Below are 19,614 nucleotides of genomic sequence, written 5' to 3' on the forward strand. Positions count from 1 at the left end.
CTCAGATCCCCAGTTCGACGGCAGACGTCAGCAGCACGGTGTAGCTGATGAACCAGAGGGAGAACGTGAGAAACGCCACGTAGAGGTTGTCTTTGATCCCGAGGTCGCCGACGCCGACCGCCTTGAACACCGGGTACTGGACGATGACGAACGCCCCCAACACGAAGACCGCGGTGGTGCTCGCCGCGGCGGCGGGGTCGGTCCCGACGTAGACGGCCGAGACGACGCCGGCGGCGATGCCGGCGAGACAGCAGATGGTCGTGACGACCACGCCGCGGGCGTGGTCTGACAGGCCCGAATCGTCGCTCATGCCTTCGGATCCGCGAGCGCCCGTGAAAAACCGTTCGTTCCGGCCGCCGCCCGCGGTCGGGACGCGCCAGCCGCGGAGCGACGCCGCCCGTCCGTCGGCGCGCGCCGCCGCGGCCGAGGCGCGCGCGAGCCGAATCGCTGACTGACTGGTCAGTCCAGCGGGCAGAAACCAGATAATGTTGCTGGGTTCAGGTGTAAAATGCGGCGTATATATCCGGTAAACGGCGGTTTGGCGGGGATGCTCCATCAACATTTATGAGCGTGTACGGTTTCGAATCGTAACGATGGAAGGAACCCAAACGGAGGGCCTCGACGACCTCCCGCCGAGCGCCAAGCTCGTCTTCAAGGTGCTCGAGTACAACGGACCGTTGACCCAGAAGGGGATCGTCCAAGAGTCGATGCTTTCGGCCCGCACCGTCCGATACGCGCTCGAACGGCTGGAGGGTATCGGCGTCGTCGACGAGGACGTCTACTTCGCTGACGCCAGGCAGAACCTCTACAAGCTCACGGAGCCGGCACAGGAGTTCACCGCCGACGAGAGCGAGACCTCCTGTACCGCCGACTGACTCGTCGCCCTCGATCCCCCGTCCGGTTTCGGTCTTTTAGCCCCCTCGTACCGACGATATCGAGCGACGCGTATCGGCCGCTCCGGACACCGCAGTATCGGTTACTCCGGCGACGCGGCTACTCCGGACGGTCCAGTCCGTCTTCGCGCGCGCCGCGGACCGCCGTCGCGATCGTGAGGACGACGGCGACGAACAGCGCCGACGTCGCCGCCAACACGAACGCCAGCAGGAGGAACCAGGCGTCCGGCCCGAACAGCGGGTAGTCCCGCGCGTCGATCACCGGTCCGAGCAGTTCCAAGGTTCTGACGAGGTACAGCAGGACCGCGAGCAGCGCACCGACCGCCGCCCCGATCCGAACGTTGCGGTAGAAGGACAGCGACTCCAGCAGGACCAGCATCGGTGGTTTCGTACGCTCGTCGCTCACGACGGATCGTCGGGGCGGCGGCCGCAAAGAGCCATCGGAACGCGACGCGCGGACGCCGTTCCCTCACGATCGAAACGGACGTACGAACGCCTGACAGCGTTAGTGACAGCCATCAAGTGGATCGGCAGAGAAGCCCGGCGTATGCCCAAAGTCGTGCTGTCGGCGTTCCCGATGATAGACCCGGAGACGTACCGCGAGGTCCTCGGTGGCGCCGACGACGAACCGGTCGACATCGAGGTCGCGGAGCTGGGGTCGACCGAGCGGCTGATCGAGGCGGCGGCCGGCGCCGACGCGGTCGTCACCGACATCAACACGCCCGTCACCGAGGCGGCGCTCGACGCCCTGGATCTCCGAGTCGTCGTTCGCTCGGCCGTCGGCGTGGACAACGTCGACGTCGCGGCGGCGGCGGAGCGCGGCGTGGTCGTCACCCGCGTTCCAGACTACTGCACCGACGAGGTGGCGACCCACTCCGTCTCGCTGCTTTTCGCCTGTCTGCGCTCGCTGAAGGCGTACGACGACGCGGTCGCGGCCGGCGGGTGGAGCTGGGAGGACGGCCGGCCGATCCGGCGCGTGAGCGCGTCGACGATCGGGCTGCTCTCGTTCGGTCCGATCGCTCGGCGGGCGGCCGAGCAGCTCTCCGGGTTCGGCGCCGACCTCGTCGCGTACGATCCCTTCGTCGACGCCGACGAGATGGCCGAGTACGGCGTCGAGAAGGTCGAGTTGGAGGGACTGTTCGACCGCGCCGACCACGTCGGCGTCTACGCGCCCCTGACGGACGCGACGCGGGGGATCGTCGACGCGGACGCGCTGGCGCGGCTGAGCGAGGACTCGGTCGTCGTCAACGTGAGCCGCGGCCCGGTCGTCGACGGCGATGCCCTGCTCGACGCGCTGGACGCCGGGGAGATCAAGGCCGCCGGACTCGACGTGCTCGCCGAGGAACCGCCCGAGGACGACCCGCTCGTCGGTCGCGACGACACGGTCGTGACGCCGCACGCGGCGTGGTACAGCGAGGAGGCCAGAGACGACTTGAACCGGAGCGGCGCGGCCGACGTGGCGGCCGTCCTCAACGGCGAGACGCCCGAGGGCCGCGTCGATCCCGACGCCGACTGGCTGTAGCGCGGCGGTGGTCGCGAGAGGGAGAAAGCGCCTACAGGCGGTCGAGCGCGTCGAAGTCGTCTCCGCCGTCGAGGTCGTCGTCGGGACCGTCCGGATCGTCCGAACCGTCCGAGTCGGCGGGACCGTCCGAGTCGCCGGGAACGGCGGGGTCGCTGCCGTCTCCGCCGCCGGGGTAGCTCGCGTCGAGTCCGGCGGCGAGACCCGAACCGAGGTCGTAGGTGTCCCGGACGGTCTGCGCGAGCACGCCGTCGCGGTCGAAGACGACGTAGACGGCGACGAACTCGTGTGCCGCGGGGCGTAACACGAACACCTCTCGCGGGTCGTCGTCGTCCCGCGAGTCGTTCACGCGCGCGACGAGCGGCTCGATCGGGAGCCGGCCCGTACGCACCTCCTCGAAGGCGTCGCTGCCGGGACCGTCCGCGAAGAGGTACAGCGCGCCGTTGGGGTCGCCGTCGTTCGACCGGGTCGTGATCGAGCCGACCGGCTCGCCCTCGGCGCGGATCTGCTTCCAGGTCTCGACGGCCGCCTCGAACATCCCCTCGACCTCGTCCGCGAAGCGGAACCGCGTCTCGCGGACGACCTCGACCTCGCGGAAGCGGGCGGAGCCGTCGGTCCACGCCAGCGTCGCGTCGACGACGAAGCCGGGCCGGAGCGCGTCGATGGCGTCCGCGAGGTCGGCCTCGTACCCCTCCGCGGTCGCGTAGAGCGGGTCGTACCGGTCGTCGGCGTCGGCGTCGGTCGGATCGACCGGCTCGTCCGCGATCTCGACGAGGACGAACTCCTCGGCGTCGACGGAGTCGGTAGCCGCGGCGGCGTCGGCGACCGCGCCCGCGCCGTCGTCGATGTCCGGCCGCTGGCGGCGGTCGTGGACGCGGAACCGGCCGCTCGTCGTCGGGTCCATACCCGACGGTGGGACGGAGCGCGGAAAAGGCGGTCGGAAGCGAGGCGCCGAAGGGGACACTCGTCGCCCGCGGATCCGTGTCGTTATGGGGCGGGCGACCCAACGAATCGGTAAATGGGGATCCTCGAGGACAAGTCGAACGCCCGGCTCTTCTACAAGTATCTCTCGAAGGTGTACGACCGGGTCAACCGCTTCAACTGGAGCGAGGAGATGCGCGCTGAGGCGCTCTCGTGGCTGGAGTTCGGCGACGACCCGACGGTGCTCGACGTGGGCTGTGGCACTGGGTTCGGCACCGAGGGACTGCTCGAACACGCCGACAACGTCCACGGTCTCGACCAGAGCGTCCACCAGATGGAGAAGGCGTTCGAGAAGTTCGGGAAACGCGACCGCGTGAACTTCTACCGCGGCGACGCCGAGCGGCTCCCGTTCCGCGACGACACGTTCGACGTGGTCTGGTCGTCGGGGTCCATCGAGTACTGGCCCAACCCCGTCGAGGGGCTCCGGGAACTCCGCCGCGTCGCGAAGCCCGGGGGACAGGTGCTCGTCGTCGGTCCCGACTATCCGCACAACCCGATCCTCCAGCGGGTGGCCGACGCGATCATGCTGTTCTACGACGCCGACGAGGCGGACCGGATGTTCGAGGCGGCCGGCTACGAGGAGTTCGAACACCACATCCAGCGGGCCACGCCCCAGAGCCCGCGAGCGATCACGACTGTCGCCCGGGTCCCGGGCGGCGACGAGACGGACGGCGCCGAGTAGCGACGCGTCTCCTGCGGCCGGCGCGTTCTCAGCCCGATTCGACGACCGTCTCCAGCGACGCGATCGGCTGTCCGTCGGCCGTGATCTCGACGGTGACCGTCCGTCCCGGTTCGAGCGTCGGGTCGTTGGTCCCGGCGACGCGGAACGTCGCCGTGTCGCCGACGCGCCACGCGTCGTCGCTGGCGGCGTTGAACGGACCGGTCGGGCCGGGGCGGAAGCCGGCCGCCGAGAAGAACGGGACCGGCGGCTGTTCGTCGAGCGGTTCGCCGTCGACGCGGACGCGGACCGTCACGTCCGCGACGTCGATCGGGTCGCCGCCGCGGTGGTCGATCGCGATCCGGTCGTCGGTCGCCGACAGCGACAACACCGCCGACGGCGGCACCGTCGCGCTCGGGCCGTCGAGCGCGGCGGTCGCGACGCCCCCGGCCAGCACGACCGTGATCGCGATCAGCAACACGCCCGCGACGGGCGCCATTCCGCGACTGGCGTGACGAACGACTGATGACACGGCGGGGTTGGAGCGGGTTCGTATAAAAGAAGTCACTCACCGAGCGGCCGTCGGCCCGCGAGCGACGGACCGGACCGAGACGAGGGGATCGAAACCGGGCGTGGGTGGCCCGCGGAGAGACGCTCACTCGTCGCCGATCGGTCTCGGCGTCGAGAGCGGTTCGATGTCACCGACGACGACGACGCGGGGCTCGTCGACGACCGTGATGCGGTAGGTCTCGTCCGGCGAGAGCGTCCGGACGACGCCGGCCGCGTCGGTCGTTCCGATGGCTTGGCTGTCGCCGTCGCCGACCGATTTGGTGACGGTGACGTTGGGGATGGGGTCGCCAGTTTCGTCGTCGAGGACGGTGACGGTCACCGGTCCCCCGGGGTAGGTCCGCTCGACGGTGACGTTGAACCCGTCACCGCTCTCCGAGACCGGTTCGCTGTCGGGGAACGCGGCGAGATCGATCCGCTGGTGTTCGACGAACACCTGCTCGGTACCGCCGCTGACGAAGGTTCGGAGGGTGCCGAACTCGTGCGGGATCGTGATCCGCTGGACGGCGCCCGCGCCGAACGCGTCCGGCTCGCGGAGCGACGCCGTCTCGGGGTACGCCGCCTCGGTCACTTCGATCGCCAGGTCGTTCGAGATGGGACCGCCGCCGCGGTCCCAGCGGTCGGTGCGGAACACCTCGCGGACGTACTCGCCGTCTGTGACGGTCGCGAGCACGACCGCGCCTTGGCTCGACGCGACGTACATGTCGGTCGGCGAGGACTGTCCCCTGGCGGTCGCGAGCGCGGTGTCGCGGACCGGACCCTCGTACACCTGTAACGCCACCTGAAGCTCGTCGAGCCGACCGGGCGAGCTGAAGCCGTCGGTCGCCTCGGCGAGCGCGTCCAGCTCGTCGAGGCGCTCGTCGTACTCGCGGGCGGTCGCGGACACGCGGACGAGTTCGTCGACCAGTTCGCGGTCGGACAGCTCCCCGGCTGCGTGCGCGGTGAAGGCGTTCGCCTGTTGGCTGTTGAGCGCCACCTCCGCGCGCTCGACGCGGTTGATCTCCGCGAGGATCTGCTGTTGGCGTTCGACGGTCGACTCGGTGCGTTCGATCCGACGGACGACGGCGGCGGTCTCGACGGCGGCGTCGGCGTCCGCGGTCGCAAACCCGAGCGAGGAGCCCAGGTCGGGACCGCGGGTGTACGTGCTGACGCGCGTCTCCGCACCCGACGGCGTCGACAGCGTCCGGAGCGTGAGATTCGCTCGGTCTATCTGGGGTGTCGACGTTTGTCCGGCGACCGGCGACGCCGAACCGGCTGAGGGTGTCGAACCGACGGACGACGCCGAATCGGTGGACGACGCCGAACCGGCGGAGAGGGTCGAATCGGTGGACGAAACCGACTCAGCGGGCGGCGAGGCGGCGCCCGGTGCGGCGACGGAAGCGACCGGCGCCACGAGCAGCAGGACCGCGACGACTGCGATCGGGAGGGCTCTCATCGTCTGTCGGTTCGCCCCGCGATACAAAAAATCCACCTACTGCGAGCGGTCGTCGGGAGAACCCGCGAGGACGGGCAGGATCGACGCGGCGACGGAATCGGTCGCGTCCGCAAATGTGACGGGGAGATTCGGCGGAGCGTCCTGTCAAAAAATAGCGTATGGAAAGCGTTTTGCCCGGCGCGCGAGTGACCCGAGACGTATGCGGAACCCCGCCCTTCGCGCGCTTCTGGTCGTGCTCGTCGCGCTCGCGTTGATCGCGAGCGCAGGCGGCGCGGTCGGCGGCGCGGTCACGGCTCCCTCCACCCTCGACGCGGACGAAGCTCCGCCCGACGCCTCCGTCGACGGCGACGCGCCGCGTCCTACCGAGGCGCTCGAGCGCCGATCGGAGGCGCTTCGACAGCAGACCGCCGACGCCATCACGTCGCCCTCGGCGACGCAGATCCGGCTCGAACTGAACCCCGACCGCAGCGCCGACTGGACCGTGGCCGTGCGGTACTCGCTGGCGGACGAAAACGAGACGGAGACGTTCGAGACCGCCGGCGATCGGTTCCGTACCGGCGAGGTCGGCCCGGACGCCGAGCTGTTCGAGGGACTCCGCCGCGAGGCGAACCGAAACGTCGACCGGTCGATGACGATCAACGATGTCGACCGCGAGGTCGTCGTCCACGAGAACCCGGACGAGTTCGACGTCGCCACGGAGGATGCGGTCGCAGTCGGCGAACTTCGGTTGACGTTCACCTGGACGGCGTTCCTCGATCAGGACGGCGAGAGCCTCGTCCTCGGCGACGCGTTGACGACGCCGGGTAACGAGACCTGGCTGCGCAGCCTCGAATCGGCCCAGACCCTGGAGGTGGCGACCCCGGAGGGGTACACCGTCACCGGAACGCCGAGCACGGCCGTGACGCGGCTCTCGGACGGCGACGTGATCATCGAAGGTCCCCAGACGTTCGACGGGGGCGAACCCGTGGTGATCGTCTACGGTCCCGCGGGCACACCGCCGTGGGGGATGGTGATGGCCGCGGTCCTGCTCGCAGCGACCCTCGTCGCCGGGAGCGTCGTCGGGTACCGCCGGATCAGCGCCGAGGACGACGATGCCGACGAGCCGGCGGCGACCGGCGACAGCGAAGCGACGAGCGGCGACGTTCGCACCCCTCTCGCCGGCCCGAACGGGGGTGGATCGCCGGACGCCGACGCCGACGAGGCGACCGACGGGGACACGGAGGAGCCGGACCTTTCGCTGCTCTCGGACGAGGAGCGCGTCGAGCAGCTCCTCGACGAGAACGGCGGCCGGATGCGACAGGCCGACATCGTCGCCGAGACCGGGTGGTCGGACGCGAAGGTGTCGCAGTTGCTCTCGGCGATGGCCGACGAGGGGCGCGTCGAGAAGCTCCGGCTCGGGCGCGAAAATCTCATCTCGCTGCCCGACGACGAGGAGGGCGAGCGCGGTGGTGGGGACGGCGAAAGCGGTGACAGAGACCGCGGCGGCGACTGAGATCCCCGAACTCGGGCCTGAATCTCCGCCGGACGTCCCGGAAACCGTTGTTCCGCGGTCGACCGTTCCGAAAATCATTACAGGGCGAGCGACCGAGTATCGATCATGAAAGTTCTGGTGACCGTCAAGGAGGTCGCGGAGGCTGACGACGACTTCGCGATCGAGGGGACCGACATCGCCGAGTCCGACCTCGAGTACGACCTCAACGAGTGGGACGACTACGCCGTCGAGGCCGCCGTCCAACTGGCCGAGGCGGGGGTCGCGGACGAGGTCGTGACCGTCACTATCGGTCCCGAGCGCGCCGAGGAGACGATCCGGATGGCGCTCGCGAAGGGAGCGGACCGCGCGGTCCGCGTCTGGGACGACGCGCTGGAGGGGTCGTTCCCGGACGTCGCCTCGAAGGTCGACCTGTTCGAGGCGGTCGTCGACGAGGAGGAGCCGGACCTGATCCTCGGCGGCGTTCAGGCCGCGGACACCGGCTTCGGCGCGACCGGCGTCGCGCTCGCGGAGCGGATTGGCTTCGAGCACGCCGCGGTCGTCAACCGCCTCGACGTCGACGCCGACGAGGGCGTCGCGCACGTCCACCGCGAGCTTGAGGGCGGCGTCGAGGAGCTGACCGACGTCGACCTCCCCGCGGTGTTGACGGTCCAGACCGGTCTCAACGAGCCGCGGTACGCGAGCCTCCGCGGGATCCGACAGGCGCAGCGCAAGGAGATCGCCGCGAAGGACCTGTCCGACCTCGGCGTGACCGCCGCGGACGTCGAGAGCGCGCTGACGATCACCGAGATGTACGAGCCGGAGAGCGAGTCCGACGCGGAGATCATCGAGGGCGACACCGGGGAGTCCGCGGGTCGCCTTGCGGAGGTTCTCCGTGAGAAGGGGGTGGGCGCGTGATGAGCGTGCTCGTCGTCGCCGAACACCGCCGCGGAGACCTCCGAGACGTCTCGTACGAGGCCATCACGGCCGGGCGAGAGCTCGCCGACGCGCGCGGCGGCGACCTCCACGTGGCCGTCATCGGCGGCGACGTCGACGGGTTCGCGGAGGACCTGAACCGCGAGGGCGTCGACGGGATCCACGCCGTCGCCGACGGAGAGGAGTTCGACCACAACGCCTACCAGGCGGCGGTCTCGACGCTGGCGGAGCGGCTCGACGCCGGCTCGGTGGTGGTGCCGAACTCCGTCAACGGACTCGACTACGCGCCCGCGCTCGCGGAGGCCCTCGGCGTCCCGATCGTGACCGACGCGGTCGGAATCGAGTACGGCGACGGGCTCACCGTCACCCGCGAGATGTACGGCTCGAAGGTCGAGACGACCGTCGACGTCGCCGGCGACCGGTTCGTCCTCACGGTCCGCGGCGGCGAGTGGCCGCCCGCGGAGGGCGTCGGCGACGCCACCGTCGAGTCGGCCGACGTTGACATCCCCGAGTCGGGCGCCCGCGTCACGGGCTTCGAGGAGGTCGGCGGCGGCGACGTCGACATCGCGGACGCCGACGTGCTCGTCTCGGTCGGCCGCGGCATCGAGGAGGAGGAGAACCTCGAACTGGTCGAGAACCTCGCGGACGCGCTCGGCGCGACGCTGTCGGCCTCGCGGCCGATCGTCGACAACGGCTGGCTGCCGAAGAACCGGCAGGTCGGCCAGTCGGGGAAGGTCGTCACGCCGGACGTGTACATCGCGATCGGCATCTCCGGCGCGGTCCAGCACGTCGCCGGGATGAAGGGGTCGGACACCATCGTCGCGATCAACACCGACCCGAACGCGCCCATCTTCGACATCGCGGACTACGGGATCGTCGGCGACCTCTTCGACGTGGTGCCCGAGCTCATCGACGAGTTCGCGTAGGGGCCCGCGGCGAGGGGGACCTCGCTCCCGGCCGACGAGTCTCGGTTCGTTTATCACCCCGCCGACCCTCGGATCGGGCAATGAGCGAGGCCGACGAGCAGGCGGCTGCGACGGCGACTGGCCGGGAGATCTGGATCGAGAAGTACCGGCCGCAGACCCTCGACGACATCCACGGGCAAGCGGAGGCCGTCGAGCGGCTCCAGAGCTACATCGATCAGGACGACGTACCGCACCTGTTGTTTTCAGGCCCTGCTGGTGTAGGGAAAACGACCGCGGCGACAGCCATCGCCCGACAGGTGTACGGCGAGGACAACTGGCGCGGGAACTTCCTCGAACTCAACGCCTCCGACCAGCGCGGCATCGACGTGGTGCGCGACCGCATCAAGGGGTTCGCGCGCTCGTCGTTCGGCGGCGACTTCCGGATCGTGTTCCTCGACGAGGCGGACAGCCTGACCGACGACGCGCAGGCAGCGCTCCGCCGGACGATGGAGCAGTTCTCCGACAACACCCGCTTTATCCTCTCGTGTAACTACTCGTCGAAGATCATCGACCCGATCCAGTCGCGCTGCGCCGTCTTCCGGTTCTCGCCGCTCTCGGACGAGGCGGTCGGCGGGATGATCCGCGAGATCGCGGCCGCCGAGGAGATCGAGGTGACCGACGAGGGCATCGACGCCTTGGTGTACGCGGCCGACGGCGACATGCGCCGCGCGATCAACTCGCTTCAGGCCGCGGCGACGACCGGCGACGTGGTCGACGAGGAGGCGGTGTACGCGATCACGGCGACGGCCCGGCCCGAGGAGATCGAGTCGATGGTGACCGACGCGTTGAACGGCGACTTCGCGCGGGCGCGCTCGACGCTCGACACGCTCCTCACGGAGACCGGGATGGCCGGCGGCGACGTGATCGACCAGCTCCACCGCTCCGTCTGGGAGTTCGAGCTGAGCGAGCGCGAGGCGGTGCGGCTCATGGAGCGCATCGGCGAGGCCGACTACCGGATCGCCGAGGGCGCCAACGAGCAGGTCCAGCTTGAGTCGCTGCTCGCGGCGCTTTCACTGGACGAATAGCGAGACACGGATCTCGAATTCTCGGTCGGTCACTCGCAAGCGGCTGCCGGAGACTCGGCGGCGAACACCGCCAAAGCCCCAGCCTCGCCGCTGGCGGCGGGAGCCGCCAGCGACTCCCTCGCGGCAGGCGCGCTTTTTAAATCACGTCGGCGCGGACGGTCGGTATGCTCGCCGTCGTCTCCGACACGCACGCACGCGAGGAGTCGAAGCTTCAGGGGCGGACCGCGGAGGCGGTCCGCGAGGCGGAGCTGGTGGTCCACGCGGGCGACTTCTGCCGCGAGCCGGTGTTGGACGCCTTTCAGTCGGCCGCCGCCGGCCTCCGGGCCGTCTACGGCAACAACGACGGCGCCGCGATCCGCGACCGGGTCCCCGAGGTGCGGACCGTCGAGTACGCCGGCGTCCGGTTCGCGGTCACGCACCGCCACCGCAGCGGCGACACGGGCCTCGTCATGCTCGGTCGCGACCGCGACGCGGACGCCGTGATCTGCGGCCACAGCCACCGACCCCGCTTCGACGACTCCGGCGGCCTGCCGATACTGAACCCGGGGAGCCACGCGCAGCCGCGCGGCAACCGCCCGGCGCACGCGGAACTGACCCCGGCCGAAGACGAGGGGAGACTGGAGGGAAAACTGGTGACGCCGGAGGGCGAGACCTTCGAGACGTTCCGGATCGAGGGTGGGAGTACTGAGTGAGAACGAGAGCGGGCGTGAGAAGCGTAGCGGGGGAGTCGCCGTCGCGGACCGCGGGGACCGAACGCGACACCCCGCGGACGGCCGTGCCGGCCGACGGTCGTGTCCACGGAGGACCCGAATCGCACGGGCGCGGGCGCCGGCGGTCGGTCGCACTGGTCGGCCGGGGAGGGGCACCGGGCAGGGGAGAGAGCGAGTGCGGATCCGACTGGCCGACGTGTCGACCGGCGATTTCAGGCGTGTGAGGGCCGAAGCGGGGGGTCGCACCTGTACCTAACGCGGCTGACAACATATACGTGGCTGAGAGACAAACGAGCGTTTTAGTCATCGAGCGGTCGTCCGCGCGCCGCGGGAGTTCGAGGCGTCACGCGAGCAGGCGGCTCGAAACTTATAACCGCGTCCCGACGGATTCGAGCGTATGCTCCCGGTCCAACCGCTGTTCATCCTGCTGTTGGTGGGTCTTCTCGGGCTGTTCTTCTTCGGGTTCCTCCTCGTCCGTCGCACGGTGACGGGACTGAACGAGGGGTACAACGACGGGCGGAACTGATGGTCGTCGTCACCGCCGCGACGCTGCTCGTCGCCGCCGCCGCCAGCCTCTTTATGGCGTGGTCGATCGGCGCGGGGTCTTCGGGTTCGACCCCGTTCGCGCCCGCGGTCGGCGCGAACGCCATCTCCGTGATGCGGGCCGGACTCGTGGTCGGGGTCCTCGGGCTGCTCGGCGCGATACTCCAGGGCGCGAACGTGACGGAGGCGGTCGGCACCGAGCTGATCGGCGGCGTGACGCTCACGGCGGCGGCGGCCATCGTCGCGCTCGTCACGGCCGCCGCGCTGGTCGCGATCGGCGTCTTCGCCGGCTATCCGATCGCGACGGCGTTCACCGTCACCGGGGCGGTCGTCGGCGTCGGTTTCGCGCTGGGCGGCGACCCGGCGTGGCCGAAGTACGCCGAGATCATGACGCTGTGGGTGCTCACGCCGTTCGTCGGCGGCGGCGTCGCCTACGGGGTCGCGCGGATGCTCATCGGCGAGTCGCTGCCCGAGCGACCGCTCACGGCCGTCCTCGCCGGACTCGTCGGGGCGATCCTCGCGAACGTCGGGTTCGCGCTGCTCGGTCCCGCCGGCGAACAGGCCTCGGTCGCGACCGTCCTCGGCTCGGGGCTCAGGATCGGGGGCGCAGGCTCCGTCGCGGTGAGCCTCGCGGTCGCCGCGCTCGTCGCGGTCGCGGTGTACGCCGACCTCGGCCGCGACCGCGAGGGCGCCCAGCGGCGGTTCCTGCTCGCGATGGGCGGCCTCGTCGCGTTCTCGGCGGGCGGGTCGCAGGTCGGACTCGCGATCGGTCCCCTCGTCCCGATCTTCACCGAGGTCGGCGTCCCGGTGTGGGCACTGCTCGTCGGCGGCGGGGTCGGACTGCTGGTCGGGTCGTGGACCGGCGCGCCGCGGATGATCAAGGCGATATCGCAGGACTACGCGTCGATGGGACCGCGGCGGTCGATCGCGGCGCTCATCCCGTCGTTCGCGATCGCGCAGATCGCAGTCGCGTTCGGGATCCCCGTCTCGTTCAACGAGATCATCGTCTCCGCGATCGTCGGCGCGGGCTACGCCGCTGGCGACGCGGGCGTGAGCCGCAAGAAGATGGGCTACACCGTGCTCGCGTGGGTCGGGTCGTTGGTCGGCGCGTTCGCGCTCGGGTTCGGCGTCTACTCGCTCGTCGACCTCGTGGTGTGAAGCGGCCCCGTCGGTCGCCGCCGCGAGGCACTCACGCCCGGAGTTCCGGGTACGTCGGCAGCCGCGCGGACTGCGCGCTCCCGTCGACGAAGGGGAGATCGACGGCAGCGGCCGGGACCTCGTCGCCGTCGACGCGGACGGTGACCGAGCCGAGGTCGGCGTCGAACGCGACGAGCGCCAGCCCGATCGGGACATCCGTCGCGGGACCGACCGCGGCGCGGGTGACCTCGCCGACCGCCTCGTCGCCGTCGAAGACGGCCGCGCCGGACGCGGGGAGCGCGTCGTCGATCCCCTTCGGGTTCGCGTCCGCGTCGACGTCGGCGACCGTCTCGGCGAGACCGTCGAGTTCGAGACCGACGAGGCGGCGGCTCGGTCGCCCCTGGTTCTCCACACGCGAGACGACCTCCTGGCCGACGTAACACCCCTTGTCGAAGTCGAGCGCGTTCCGGAGACCGAGGACGTTCGGGACCGCCCCCGCCAGCTCGTACTCGAAGAGGGGCGTCCCGGCCTCCGTCGCGAGCGCGTCCCACGTCCGGTAGCCGAAGGGCGTGGCGTTGAGTCCGCGGTTGATCAGGGTGTCGAACACGTCGCCCGCGTCGGCGGCGGCACAGACGATCTCGTACCCCTCCTCGCCCAGCGGGCCGTCCGTGGCGATCACGGTGACGCCGGCGTCGACCATCGACCCGCGGACGAACGAGAGCGGCTCCTCGGGTGCGCCGGGACCGCCGAGGACGGACGCGACCTTCTCCGTCGACTTCGGACCGTGAACGCCAAACACGCCGAACTCGTCGGAGACGTCGTCGATCTCGACATCTTGGATGAACACGTTCTCCGCCCAGTCGGCGGCGACCGCCTCGGTCCGCTCCGGCGGGAGGAACACGAGCAGTCGCTCGTCGGCGTTGTACACGTACATGTCCGTCTCGATCCCGCCCTGCGGGTCGAGCAGGAGCGCGTACGTCCCCTCCCCGTCCGCGGTCGGGATGCGGTTCGAGACGGCGTTGTCGACGAACTCGACGCGGTCGGCTCCCCTGACGGCGAGGACGCCGTACCCCATCTCGATCACGCCGGCGACCTTTCGGACCGCCTTGCCGACGCGAACAGGCTTGCCGTAGTGGTCGACCACCTCGCGACCGCCGCGGTCGCGGTACGCCGCGCCGTGCGCGTCGTGGGTACCGGAGACGAGCGTCATGATCGCAGAGACGCGATCGAGGGCCAAAAGGCCGCCGTCTCGGGCGGCTACAGTCCGATCCGGTCGCGGATCGCGTCGACAAGGCTCTCCGACGGGTCGTCGGTCGGTTCGTCGGGGTCGGGAACGACCCGCTCGTGGGCGTACACCCGAACGCGTTCCTCCGACTCCACGATGATAAGCGAGTCCTCCTTCAGCGCCGAGAGCGCCTCCTCGACGGCGTCGATGTCGGCGTCGACGGCCGCGCGAAGTTCGAGGACGGTCATCCCCTCGTCCCCGCGGTCGACGAGCGCGTCGAGCAGCGCGACCTCGACGTCCGGCCGGTCGCGGTATTCCGGCTTTGCGGCCATACCGGTTCCTTGTGCGGGACGGACTTTACGTCTACCGGCGGGAGGAGAGAACGCAACCCGAGAGCGCGGAGCGTCAGCGAACGAGGCGAGAACAGGTGCCACAGAGGTTCTCCTCTTTCACGTCGACCTCGCGGACGGTGGGGGAAAACGACATCACGCACTTGCTGTTGTCGCAGTGTTCCAATCCGAGCGTGTGCCCGATCTCGTGGACGATCTCCTTGCGGACTCGGTCGCCGAAGACGTCGGCCGCGGGCTTGGTGGAGACGCCGCCGTCGGAGGAGGTTCGGAGGCGGTGCGTGGAGATGACGGAGCCGCTCCCGTTGAGGTACGCGAGACCGAACACGTAGTTCCGGCGGCGGTAGTAGAGGTCCTCGGGCGTAATTCCGATGTTCTTCTCGCCGCCGCCGACGCGGGTGACCGTCTCGATGAGATCCTCGGCGCGGTACTGGCCGCGGTCGGCGTCGAACGCGGAGTCGGGGATCGCCTGATCGTCGTGGACCGTCACGTCACAGTCGTACACGGAACGCAGCGCGCCGGAGGCCTCCCGTTTCACTCGGGGGGTGACCTCTCCGACCGGGACGATGTCCACGAGCATGGAACCGCTTTTGACCGCCGCAATCATAAAGGCCGCGCCGTGGCACAACCACCGCCGTCGAAGCGCGCGCTCGTCGCCGCGCTCGACCCGTACGCGCGGCTGATCGAGGTCGGCGTCGGCCGGCGTCCGAACGTCGCTCGCGCGCTCGCCGAGCGGGGTCACGAGGTCGTCGCGGTCGACGTCGAAGTGAGCGAGGCCGCACGGGACGCGGCGGCCGAGACGCGAGCGACGGACGGGGGATCGCTCCGCGTCGTCACCGCGGACGTGACCGCGCTGCCGACGGCCGACGACCGAGCCGTTCGGGACGCGCTCGGTCTCGACGCGGAGGAGGACGGTTTCGACGCCGTGTACGCGCGGAACCTCCCGGCCGAACTCCAGCGGCCGGCCGTCGCGCTCGCAGACCGGTTCGACGCCGCCTGCCTGTTCACCACGCTCGGGTTCGAGGAACCGGTCGTCGACGTCCGGCGGAGAGCGACCGAATCGGGACCCGTCGTGTACGTCGCACGGTAGCCGAGCCGACGACCGCGCGGCCCGGTCTTCGAACCGGCGACGCCGACCGCGAACCCGAACGTTCATTCCGTCGCCAGCCAGGGTAGCGGTATCCAGGTCGACGCAGCGGTCCTCGACATCGACGGGGTGTTGGTCGACGTGGCGGACTCCTACCGCCGGGCGATCCTCGAATCGGTCGACCGGGTGTGCGGCAAGCCGATCGACCGGGACGCGGTCCAGGCGTTCAAGGACGCCGGCGGGTTCAACAACGACTGGGAGCTGACGGACGCGGCCGCGCTGTTCGTGTTGGCCCGCCGCGAGGGCCTCCGGATGGACGTCGACGAGTTCACCGACCGCGTTCACGAACTCGGCGGCGGTCTCGACGCCGCCAAGGAGGTCGTCGGCGACCTCCCGCGGGTCGCGCAGGCCCGCGTCCGCGACCAGTGGGACCGTGACGCGCTCCGCGAGACGTTTCAGGCGCTGTACCTCGGCGCGGAGCTGTACCGCGAGCTGGAGGGCGGCGAGCCGCCGGTCGAGGCGGACGGGTACATCCACGACGAGCCGACGCTCGTCGACCCCGAGACGATAGCCGACCTCACCGCGCGGTTCGACGTGGGCGTCCTCACCGGCCGACCGGCCGCGGAGGCCGACATCGCCTTGGAGCGCGTCGGTCTCGACGTGCCCGACGACCGGCGGTTCACGATGGACGACTGGGAAGAGGGGAAGCCGCACCCGCGGGCACTCGTCGAACTCGCCGAGCGGTTCGACGCCGAGCGCGTCGCGTTCGCGGGCGACACCCTCGACGACGTGCGGACCGCGCGCAACGCCGACGAGACCGACGAGACGCGCGTCTACTACGGAATCGGCGTTCTCACGGGCGGGCTAACCGGCGAGGAGGGTCGCAGGAAGTTCTCCGACGCCGGCGCCGACGCGGTGATCGACGACGTGAACGAACTGGTGACGTTGTTGGAGTAGTCGGCGGCGCGCGTCGCGACCGCGATCCGCGAAGCGGCCGTTCGCGACGTGATAGTTCGACGCGATCGCGAAATTGGCCGGTATCCGTGACGCGCCAAATTGGTTCCAAACGACGGAGAGACCGTAACCGGTGTTTTCAGTCCGCACAAACGCCGTTCGTGCGATATCGGGGAGTCACGGTCGGCGGCACGAACCCGGCGTACGTCGCCCGTTTAACCCCGCTGAACCGTTAACTCGGCCGATGAGTGACGCCAACGCGACGCACCGGATGGAGGTCAGCGGCGAGAGCGACGGCGAGTCGAAGTTCGTCGCCCGGGCCCGCGACCACAAACTGGTGATGGACGACCCGGAGGCGATGGGCGGCGACGACACCGGCGCGATGCCGGTCGAGTACCTGCTCGCCGCCTGGACCGGCTGTCTCAACGCGACCGTCCGCGCGGTGGCGCCGGACTTCGACCTCGACGTGGAGGGCGTCGAGGTCGAGGTCGCCGGCGAGTTCAACCCCCGCAAGCACCTCGGCCGCGCCGAGGAGCCCCGGGCGGGCTACCAGGGCGTGGAGGCGGCCGTCGACGTCGACTTCGTCGGCAGCGTGGACGACGACACGCTCGCCGAGTTCACCGCCGCGGTCGAAGAGCGGTGTCCCGTGAGCGATAACCTCGCGAACGAGACCACGACCGACGTGACGCTTCGGCAGGAGTAGACGTAACCGTACGAGGCCATTTCTCGCCGACGAGTGCTGTGGAGAAACCAACCGGTAGCGAGTGCGGAAAGGATGGGCCTTGCCGGATTTGAACCGGCGATCACTCCGTTATGAGCGGAGGGCTTTGAGCCAAACTAAGCTAAAGGCCCCGCGGTCTCGGCTATACGAGGGACGTTCTTTAGGTTACCGCATTACCCCGACCGAAGCCCGTCGAGAACCGTATCGAGCCGGTACTCCGCGTGCCAGTTGACGTTCGCTCGGTTGTTGTTCGCGGCGGGTTCATACCGGATCGTGGTCGCTGCCGATCCGGCGTCGTCGATCGAAACGAGATACACGTCTTCCGTTCGGACGTTTAAAACGGCGAAGTAATCGATCTTTCCGTCGTACCCTTCTCGTTCGTATCCGTCGCTTTTCGTCCGGACGCTCCGGGTCCGGAATTCGTACTGCACCGTCGCTTTTCCCGTCGTACGCCGTCTTGACCTGTAGGCGATAGAACTCGCTTCCGACCCTGATAACGAGATCGTACGGTTCGTTGTCGTACGCCGGCGTGAGTACGGAAACGTCGCGGGCGATCAGTTCCGCTGTGACGATCGCTTCTGTGGCCTGTCCGCGCTTCTGTGGCTCTTCGAGGCGGTCGTACTGCTCAAAACGCGACATACAGAGGTGTGAGCCGGTATCGTACAAAACGCGTGACTCCAAACAGAGTAGTACGGAAGGGACGCCGAAGCCAGGACTCGAACCTGGGACCGCCTCGTGACTGTGACGGTCGGGGGGAGTTCCGCCGAGCGTCGTAACAGCGAGGCGCTCTACCAACTGAGCTACTTCGGCTCACTTTCGCGTACTCGCGTCGTTTTGATATGGCTTTCGTTTCCGCCCGACGGGGCGGGATCTGGCGGACACAGCGAATGCGAGACGCTACCGTGATGCCCGCTCGCCACGCCGCCGATCCGACCGACACGTTTTCGGCCGGACCGCGAGACCGTTCGGTATGGACGAGTTGGAGGCGGTGCTGTCGCGGGTCCGCGAGCGCGTCCTCCCGGAGGCGGCGGAGCGCGAGCGGCTGCGCGAGACGGCCGCGACGCTGACCGACCGGACCCGCGAGGCGATAGCCGACCTCCCCGTCGACGCCGACGTGGTCCAGGTCGGGTCGACCGCACGCGGCACGTGGGTCGCGGGCGACCGCGACATCGATCTGTTCGTTCGGTTCGACGCGGACCTCGACCGCGCCGAGCTGGAGGAGTACGGTCTCGCGGTCGGGCACGCGGTCCTCCCCGACGGCCACGAGGAGTACGCCGAACATCCGTACGTGAAGGGGAGCCACGAGGGGTTCGACGTCGACCTGGTCCCCTGTCACGACGTAGAGCGGGCGGCCGAGCTGGTCTCCGCGGTCGACCGCACCCCGTTCCACGACGCGTACCTCTCCGCACGGCTCGACGACGACCTCGCAGCGGACGTGGTGCTAGCGAAGGCGTTCCTGAAGGGGATCGGGGCGTACGGGAGCGACCTCCGCACCGAGGGGTTTTCGGGGTACCTGACGGAGCTGCTCGTGTTGGAACTCGGCGGGTTCGTCCCCCTCGTCGAGTCGGCGCGGAGCTGGCACCCGCCGGTGGAGTTCGACCCCGCGGGGCACGCCGAGCGAACGTTCGAGGACCCGCTCGTCGTCGTCGACCCCACGGACCCGACGCGGAACGTCGCCGCGGTGCTGTCGGCGACGAACCTCGCACGATTCCAACACTACGCGAGGGAGCTGCTCGCGGCCCCGAGCGAGGCGTTCTTCGAAGCGGAGGAGCCGGAACCGCTCGATTCCGGTGAGGTGCGCGCCCACCTCGATCGACGGGGGACGACGCCGGTCGCGGTCGTTTTCGACGCCCCCGACGTGGTCGACGACCAGCTGTGGCCGCAGCTCCGGCGCTCGCTGGACGGGATCGTCGGCGGTCTCAACGATCACGGCTTCGACGTGCTCCGGGCGCGCGCCATGACGGACGCGGCGGGAGCGGCGGGTGATTCGGCGGATGCCCGCGACACCGAGGGAGCGGCCGAGCGCGACGCTACCGACGAGCCGACGCGGGCCGCGCTGTACGCGGAGCTGGAGGTGACCGAGCGGCCCGCCGTCCAGCGCCACGACGGGCCGCCGGTCGCGGTCAGGAAACACGCCGCGAGCTTCTACGAGTCGTACATCGACGACGTCGACCCGGACACCTACGGGCCGTTCATCGACGGAGATCGGTACGTCGTCGAGCGCGAGCGGGAGTTCGCCACCGTTCGGGAGTACCTGGAGAGCGACGCCGCGAGCGACGTAGCGCTCGGGGCGCAGGTGGAGCCGGCGTTCGGCGACCGCGACGTGCTGGTCGGCGACGCGGTCGCGACGCTGGCGCCCGCGTTCGGTCGACCGCTCCGGGAGTTCTACGAGCCGCGGCCGTGAGGGCACCGCCCCGAAACGGCGCCCCGCGGAGCCGAGCCG

General features: G+C 69.8%; 22 protein-coding genes, 2 tRNA genes and 1 pseudogene. 14 read left to right on the forward strand and 11 right to left on the reverse strand.

The window, feature by feature from the left end:
• Position 1: 1 nt before the first annotated feature.
• Positions 2-310 (reverse strand): hypothetical protein, encoded by a 309-nt coding sequence (locus ACODNG_RS06365; protein WP_434522891.1) that lies wholly within the window; start codon positions 308-310, stop codon positions 2-4.
• Positions 311-593: 283 nt separating this feature from the next.
• Here ACODNG_RS06365 and ACODNG_RS06370 point away from each other — a divergent pair, with 283 nt between their 5' ends.
• Positions 594-875, forward strand: coding sequence for an ArsR family transcriptional regulator (locus ACODNG_RS06370; protein ID WP_434522892.1), 282 nt, complete (start codon positions 594-596; stop codon positions 873-875).
• A 118-nt stretch (positions 876-993) separates the two neighbouring features.
• On the opposite strand, the gene ACODNG_RS06375 is transcribed toward ACODNG_RS06370, so the two are convergent.
• Positions 994-1,272: a DUF7536 family protein gene (locus tag ACODNG_RS06375; RefSeq protein ID WP_434523065.1), complete on the reverse strand. Its 279-nt coding sequence runs from the start codon at positions 1,270-1,272 to the stop codon at positions 994-996.
• Positions 1,273-1,440: 168 nt separating this feature from the next.
• Between ACODNG_RS06375 and ACODNG_RS06380 the strand changes: the two genes are divergently transcribed.
• Positions 1,441-2,415, forward strand: coding sequence for a C-terminal binding protein (locus ACODNG_RS06380; RefSeq protein WP_434522893.1), 975 nt, complete (start codon positions 1,441-1,443; stop codon positions 2,413-2,415).
• 31 nt (positions 2,416-2,446) lie between these two features.
• Here the strand turns inward: ACODNG_RS06380 and ACODNG_RS06385 are convergent, their stop codons facing one another.
• Positions 2,447-3,316, reverse strand: coding sequence for a DUF6663 family protein (locus tag ACODNG_RS06385; protein ID WP_434522894.1), 870 nt, complete (start codon positions 3,314-3,316; stop codon positions 2,447-2,449).
• Between the two features lie 114 nt (positions 3,317-3,430).
• Here ACODNG_RS06385 and ACODNG_RS06390 point away from each other — a divergent pair, with 114 nt between their 5' ends.
• A complete protein-coding gene (locus ACODNG_RS06390; protein ID WP_434522895.1) occupies positions 3,431-4,075 on the forward strand; it encodes a methyltransferase domain-containing protein in 645 nt (214 codons plus the stop codon).
• Between the two features lie 28 nt (positions 4,076-4,103).
• On the opposite strand, the gene ACODNG_RS06395 is transcribed toward ACODNG_RS06390, so the two are convergent.
• Positions 4,104-4,550 carry a type IV pilin gene (locus ACODNG_RS06395; protein WP_434523066.1) on the reverse strand — a complete coding sequence of 149 codons (447 nt, stop codon included), beginning with the start codon at positions 4,548-4,550 and terminating at the stop codon, positions 4,104-4,106.
• A gap of 156 nt (positions 4,551-4,706) precedes the next feature.
• Positions 4,707-6,053: a DUF7094 domain-containing protein gene (locus tag ACODNG_RS06400; RefSeq protein WP_434522896.1), complete on the reverse strand. Its 1,347-nt coding sequence runs from the start codon at positions 6,051-6,053 to the stop codon at positions 4,707-4,709.
• A 199-nt stretch (positions 6,054-6,252) separates the two neighbouring features.
• Between ACODNG_RS06400 and ACODNG_RS06405 the strand changes: the two genes are divergently transcribed.
• The 7 genes from ACODNG_RS06405 to ACODNG_RS06435 all read left to right on the forward strand — a co-directional run bounded on the left by ACODNG_RS06405 (position 6,253) and on the right by ACODNG_RS06435 (position 12,858).
• Positions 6,253-7,545 (forward strand): helix-turn-helix transcriptional regulator, encoded by a 1,293-nt coding sequence (locus ACODNG_RS06405; protein ID WP_434522897.1) that lies wholly within the window; start codon positions 6,253-6,255, stop codon positions 7,543-7,545.
• A gap of 105 nt (positions 7,546-7,650) precedes the next feature.
• Positions 7,651-8,439 (forward strand): electron transfer flavoprotein subunit beta/FixA family protein, encoded by a 789-nt coding sequence (locus ACODNG_RS06410; protein ID WP_434522898.1) that lies wholly within the window; start codon positions 7,651-7,653, stop codon positions 8,437-8,439.
• Complete coding sequence (locus ACODNG_RS06415; RefSeq protein ID WP_434522899.1) at positions 8,436-9,383, forward strand: electron transfer flavoprotein subunit alpha/FixB family protein; 948 nt, start codon at positions 8,436-8,438, stop codon at positions 9,381-9,383. Before ACODNG_RS06410 ends, ACODNG_RS06415 begins: the two co-directional genes overlap by 4 nt.
• 80 nt (positions 9,384-9,463) lie before the next feature.
• A complete protein-coding gene (locus ACODNG_RS06420) occupies positions 9,464-10,447 on the forward strand; it encodes a replication factor C small subunit (RefSeq protein ID WP_434522900.1) in 984 nt (327 codons plus the stop codon).
• Between the two features lie 164 nt (positions 10,448-10,611).
• Positions 10,612-11,139: a metallophosphoesterase gene (locus ACODNG_RS06425; protein ID WP_434522901.1), complete on the forward strand. Its 528-nt coding sequence runs from the start codon at positions 10,612-10,614 to the stop codon at positions 11,137-11,139.
• Positions 11,140-11,554: 415 nt separating this feature from the next.
• Entirely contained in the window at positions 11,555-11,683 is a 129-nt protein-coding gene (locus tag ACODNG_RS06430; protein ID WP_434522902.1) for a hypothetical protein, read from the forward strand.
• The gene (locus tag ACODNG_RS06435) at positions 11,683-12,858 is read left to right on the forward strand and encodes an inorganic phosphate transporter (protein ID WP_434522903.1); all 1,176 of its coding nucleotides are present in this window, start codon (positions 11,683-11,685) and stop codon (positions 12,856-12,858) included. Before ACODNG_RS06430 ends, ACODNG_RS06435 begins: the two co-directional genes overlap by 1 nt.
• A gap of 31 nt (positions 12,859-12,889) precedes the next feature.
• Here the strand turns inward: ACODNG_RS06435 and ACODNG_RS06440 are convergent, their stop codons facing one another.
• From ACODNG_RS06440 to ACODNG_RS06450, 3 genes are all read right to left on the reverse strand, one after another.
• A complete protein-coding gene (locus tag ACODNG_RS06440) occupies positions 12,890-14,047 on the reverse strand; it encodes an aminomethyltransferase family protein (protein ID WP_434522904.1) in 1,158 nt (385 codons plus the stop codon).
• Positions 14,048-14,094: 47 nt separating this feature from the next.
• A complete protein-coding gene (locus ACODNG_RS06445) occupies positions 14,095-14,394 on the reverse strand; it encodes a DUF6432 family protein (protein ID WP_210113501.1) in 300 nt (99 codons plus the stop codon).
• A gap of 73 nt (positions 14,395-14,467) precedes the next feature.
• On the reverse strand, positions 14,468-14,989 hold the full coding sequence (locus ACODNG_RS06450) for an archaemetzincin family Zn-dependent metalloprotease (protein ID WP_210113500.1): 522 nt from the start codon (positions 14,987-14,989) through the stop codon (positions 14,468-14,470).
• A gap of 39 nt (positions 14,990-15,028) precedes the next feature.
• Between ACODNG_RS06450 and ACODNG_RS06455 the strand changes: the two genes are divergently transcribed.
• The 3 genes from ACODNG_RS06455 (at position 15,029) to ACODNG_RS06465 (ending at position 17,153) form a co-directional block, all read left to right on the forward strand.
• A complete protein-coding gene (locus ACODNG_RS06455; protein WP_434522905.1) occupies positions 15,029-15,499 on the forward strand; it encodes a UPF0146 family protein in 471 nt (156 codons plus the stop codon).
• Positions 15,500-15,589: 90 nt separating this feature from the next.
• Positions 15,590-16,453, forward strand: a complete 864-nt coding sequence (locus ACODNG_RS06460; protein ID WP_434523067.1) for a TIGR01548 family HAD-type hydrolase — start codon at positions 15,590-15,592, stop codon at positions 16,451-16,453.
• A 241-nt stretch (positions 16,454-16,694) separates the two neighbouring features.
• Positions 16,695-17,153, forward strand: a complete 459-nt coding sequence (locus ACODNG_RS06465; RefSeq protein WP_434522906.1) for an OsmC family protein — start codon at positions 16,695-16,697, stop codon at positions 17,151-17,153.
• A 73-nt stretch (positions 17,154-17,226) separates the two neighbouring features.
• On the opposite strand, the gene ACODNG_RS06470 is transcribed toward ACODNG_RS06465, so the two are convergent.
• The 3 genes and pseudogenes from ACODNG_RS06470 to ACODNG_RS06480 form a co-directional block, all read right to left on the reverse strand.
• A tRNA-Ile gene (locus tag ACODNG_RS06470) sits at positions 17,227-17,302 on the reverse strand.
• 42 nt (positions 17,303-17,344) lie between these two features.
• Positions 17,345-17,810 (reverse strand): annotated as a pseudogene (locus ACODNG_RS06475) (group I intron-associated PD-(D/E)XK endonuclease).
• A gap of 62 nt (positions 17,811-17,872) precedes the next feature.
• A tRNA-Asn gene (locus tag ACODNG_RS06480) sits at positions 17,873-17,981 on the reverse strand.
• 160 nt (positions 17,982-18,141) lie between these two features.
• Between ACODNG_RS06480 and cca the strand changes: the two genes are divergently transcribed.
• Positions 18,142-19,575 carry a CCA tRNA nucleotidyltransferase gene (cca, locus tag ACODNG_RS06485; protein ID WP_434522907.1) on the forward strand — a complete coding sequence of 478 codons (1,434 nt, stop codon included), beginning with the start codon at positions 18,142-18,144 and terminating at the stop codon, positions 19,573-19,575.
• The last annotated feature ends 39 nt before the right edge of the window (positions 19,576-19,614 follow it).

Origin of the sequence: Halorubrum sp. AS12 (assembly GCF_051122765.1) — an archaeon.
GTDB lineage: Archaea > Halobacteriota > Halobacteria > Halobacteriales > Haloferacaceae > Halorubrum > Halorubrum trapanicum.

Excerpts from the sequence above, each read along its gene's own strand:
- ACODNG_RS06410 (WP_434522898.1), top strand. The coding sequence starts at position 7,651 with ATGAAAGTTCTGGTGACCGTCAAGGAGGTCGCGGAGGCTGACGACGAC.
- ACODNG_RS06375 (WP_434523065.1), bottom strand. The coding sequence starts at position 1,272 with ATGCTGGTCCTGCTGGAGTCGCTGTCCTTCTACCGCAACGTTCGGATC.
- ACODNG_RS06390 (WP_434522895.1), top strand. The coding sequence starts at position 3,431 with ATGGGGATCCTCGAGGACAAGTCGAACGCCCGGCTCTTCTACAAGTAT.
- ACODNG_RS06380 (WP_434522893.1), top strand. The coding sequence starts at position 1,441 with ATGCCCAAAGTCGTGCTGTCGGCGTTCCCGATGATAGACCCGGAGACG.
- cca (WP_434522907.1), top strand. The coding sequence starts at position 18,142 with ATGGACGAGTTGGAGGCGGTGCTGTCGCGGGTCCGCGAGCGCGTCCTC.
- ACODNG_RS06370 (WP_434522892.1), top strand. The coding sequence starts at position 594 with ATGGAAGGAACCCAAACGGAGGGCCTCGACGACCTCCCGCCGAGCGCC.
- ACODNG_RS06465 (WP_434522906.1), top strand. The coding sequence starts at position 16,695 with ATGAGTGACGCCAACGCGACGCACCGGATGGAGGTCAGCGGCGAGAGC.
- ACODNG_RS06385 (WP_434522894.1), bottom strand. The coding sequence starts at position 3,316 with ATGGACCCGACGACGAGCGGCCGGTTCCGCGTCCACGACCGCCGCCAG.
- ACODNG_RS06430 (WP_434522902.1), top strand. The coding sequence starts at position 11,555 with ATGCTCCCGGTCCAACCGCTGTTCATCCTGCTGTTGGTGGGTCTTCTC.
- ACODNG_RS06445 (WP_210113501.1), bottom strand. The coding sequence starts at position 14,394 with ATGGCCGCAAAGCCGGAATACCGCGACCGGCCGGACGTCGAGGTCGCG.
- ACODNG_RS06425 (WP_434522901.1), top strand. The coding sequence starts at position 10,612 with ATGCTCGCCGTCGTCTCCGACACGCACGCACGCGAGGAGTCGAAGCTT.
- ACODNG_RS06405 (WP_434522897.1), top strand. The coding sequence starts at position 6,253 with ATGCGGAACCCCGCCCTTCGCGCGCTTCTGGTCGTGCTCGTCGCGCTC.
- ACODNG_RS06395 (WP_434523066.1), bottom strand. The coding sequence starts at position 4,550 with ATGGCGCCCGTCGCGGGCGTGTTGCTGATCGCGATCACGGTCGTGCTG.
- ACODNG_RS06365 (WP_434522891.1), bottom strand. The coding sequence starts at position 310 with ATGAGCGACGATTCGGGCCTGTCAGACCACGCCCGCGGCGTGGTCGTC.
- ACODNG_RS06435 (WP_434522903.1), top strand. The coding sequence starts at position 11,683 with ATGGTCGTCGTCACCGCCGCGACGCTGCTCGTCGCCGCCGCCGCCAGC.
- ACODNG_RS06440 (WP_434522904.1), bottom strand. The coding sequence starts at position 14,047 with ATGACGCTCGTCTCCGGTACCCACGACGCGCACGGCGCGGCGTACCGC.
- ACODNG_RS06420 (WP_434522900.1), top strand. The coding sequence starts at position 9,464 with ATGAGCGAGGCCGACGAGCAGGCGGCTGCGACGGCGACTGGCCGGGAG.
- ACODNG_RS06400 (WP_434522896.1), bottom strand. The coding sequence starts at position 6,053 with ATGAGAGCCCTCCCGATCGCAGTCGTCGCGGTCCTGCTGCTCGTGGCG.
- ACODNG_RS06450 (WP_210113500.1), bottom strand. The coding sequence starts at position 14,989 with ATGCTCGTGGACATCGTCCCGGTCGGAGAGGTCACCCCCCGAGTGAAA.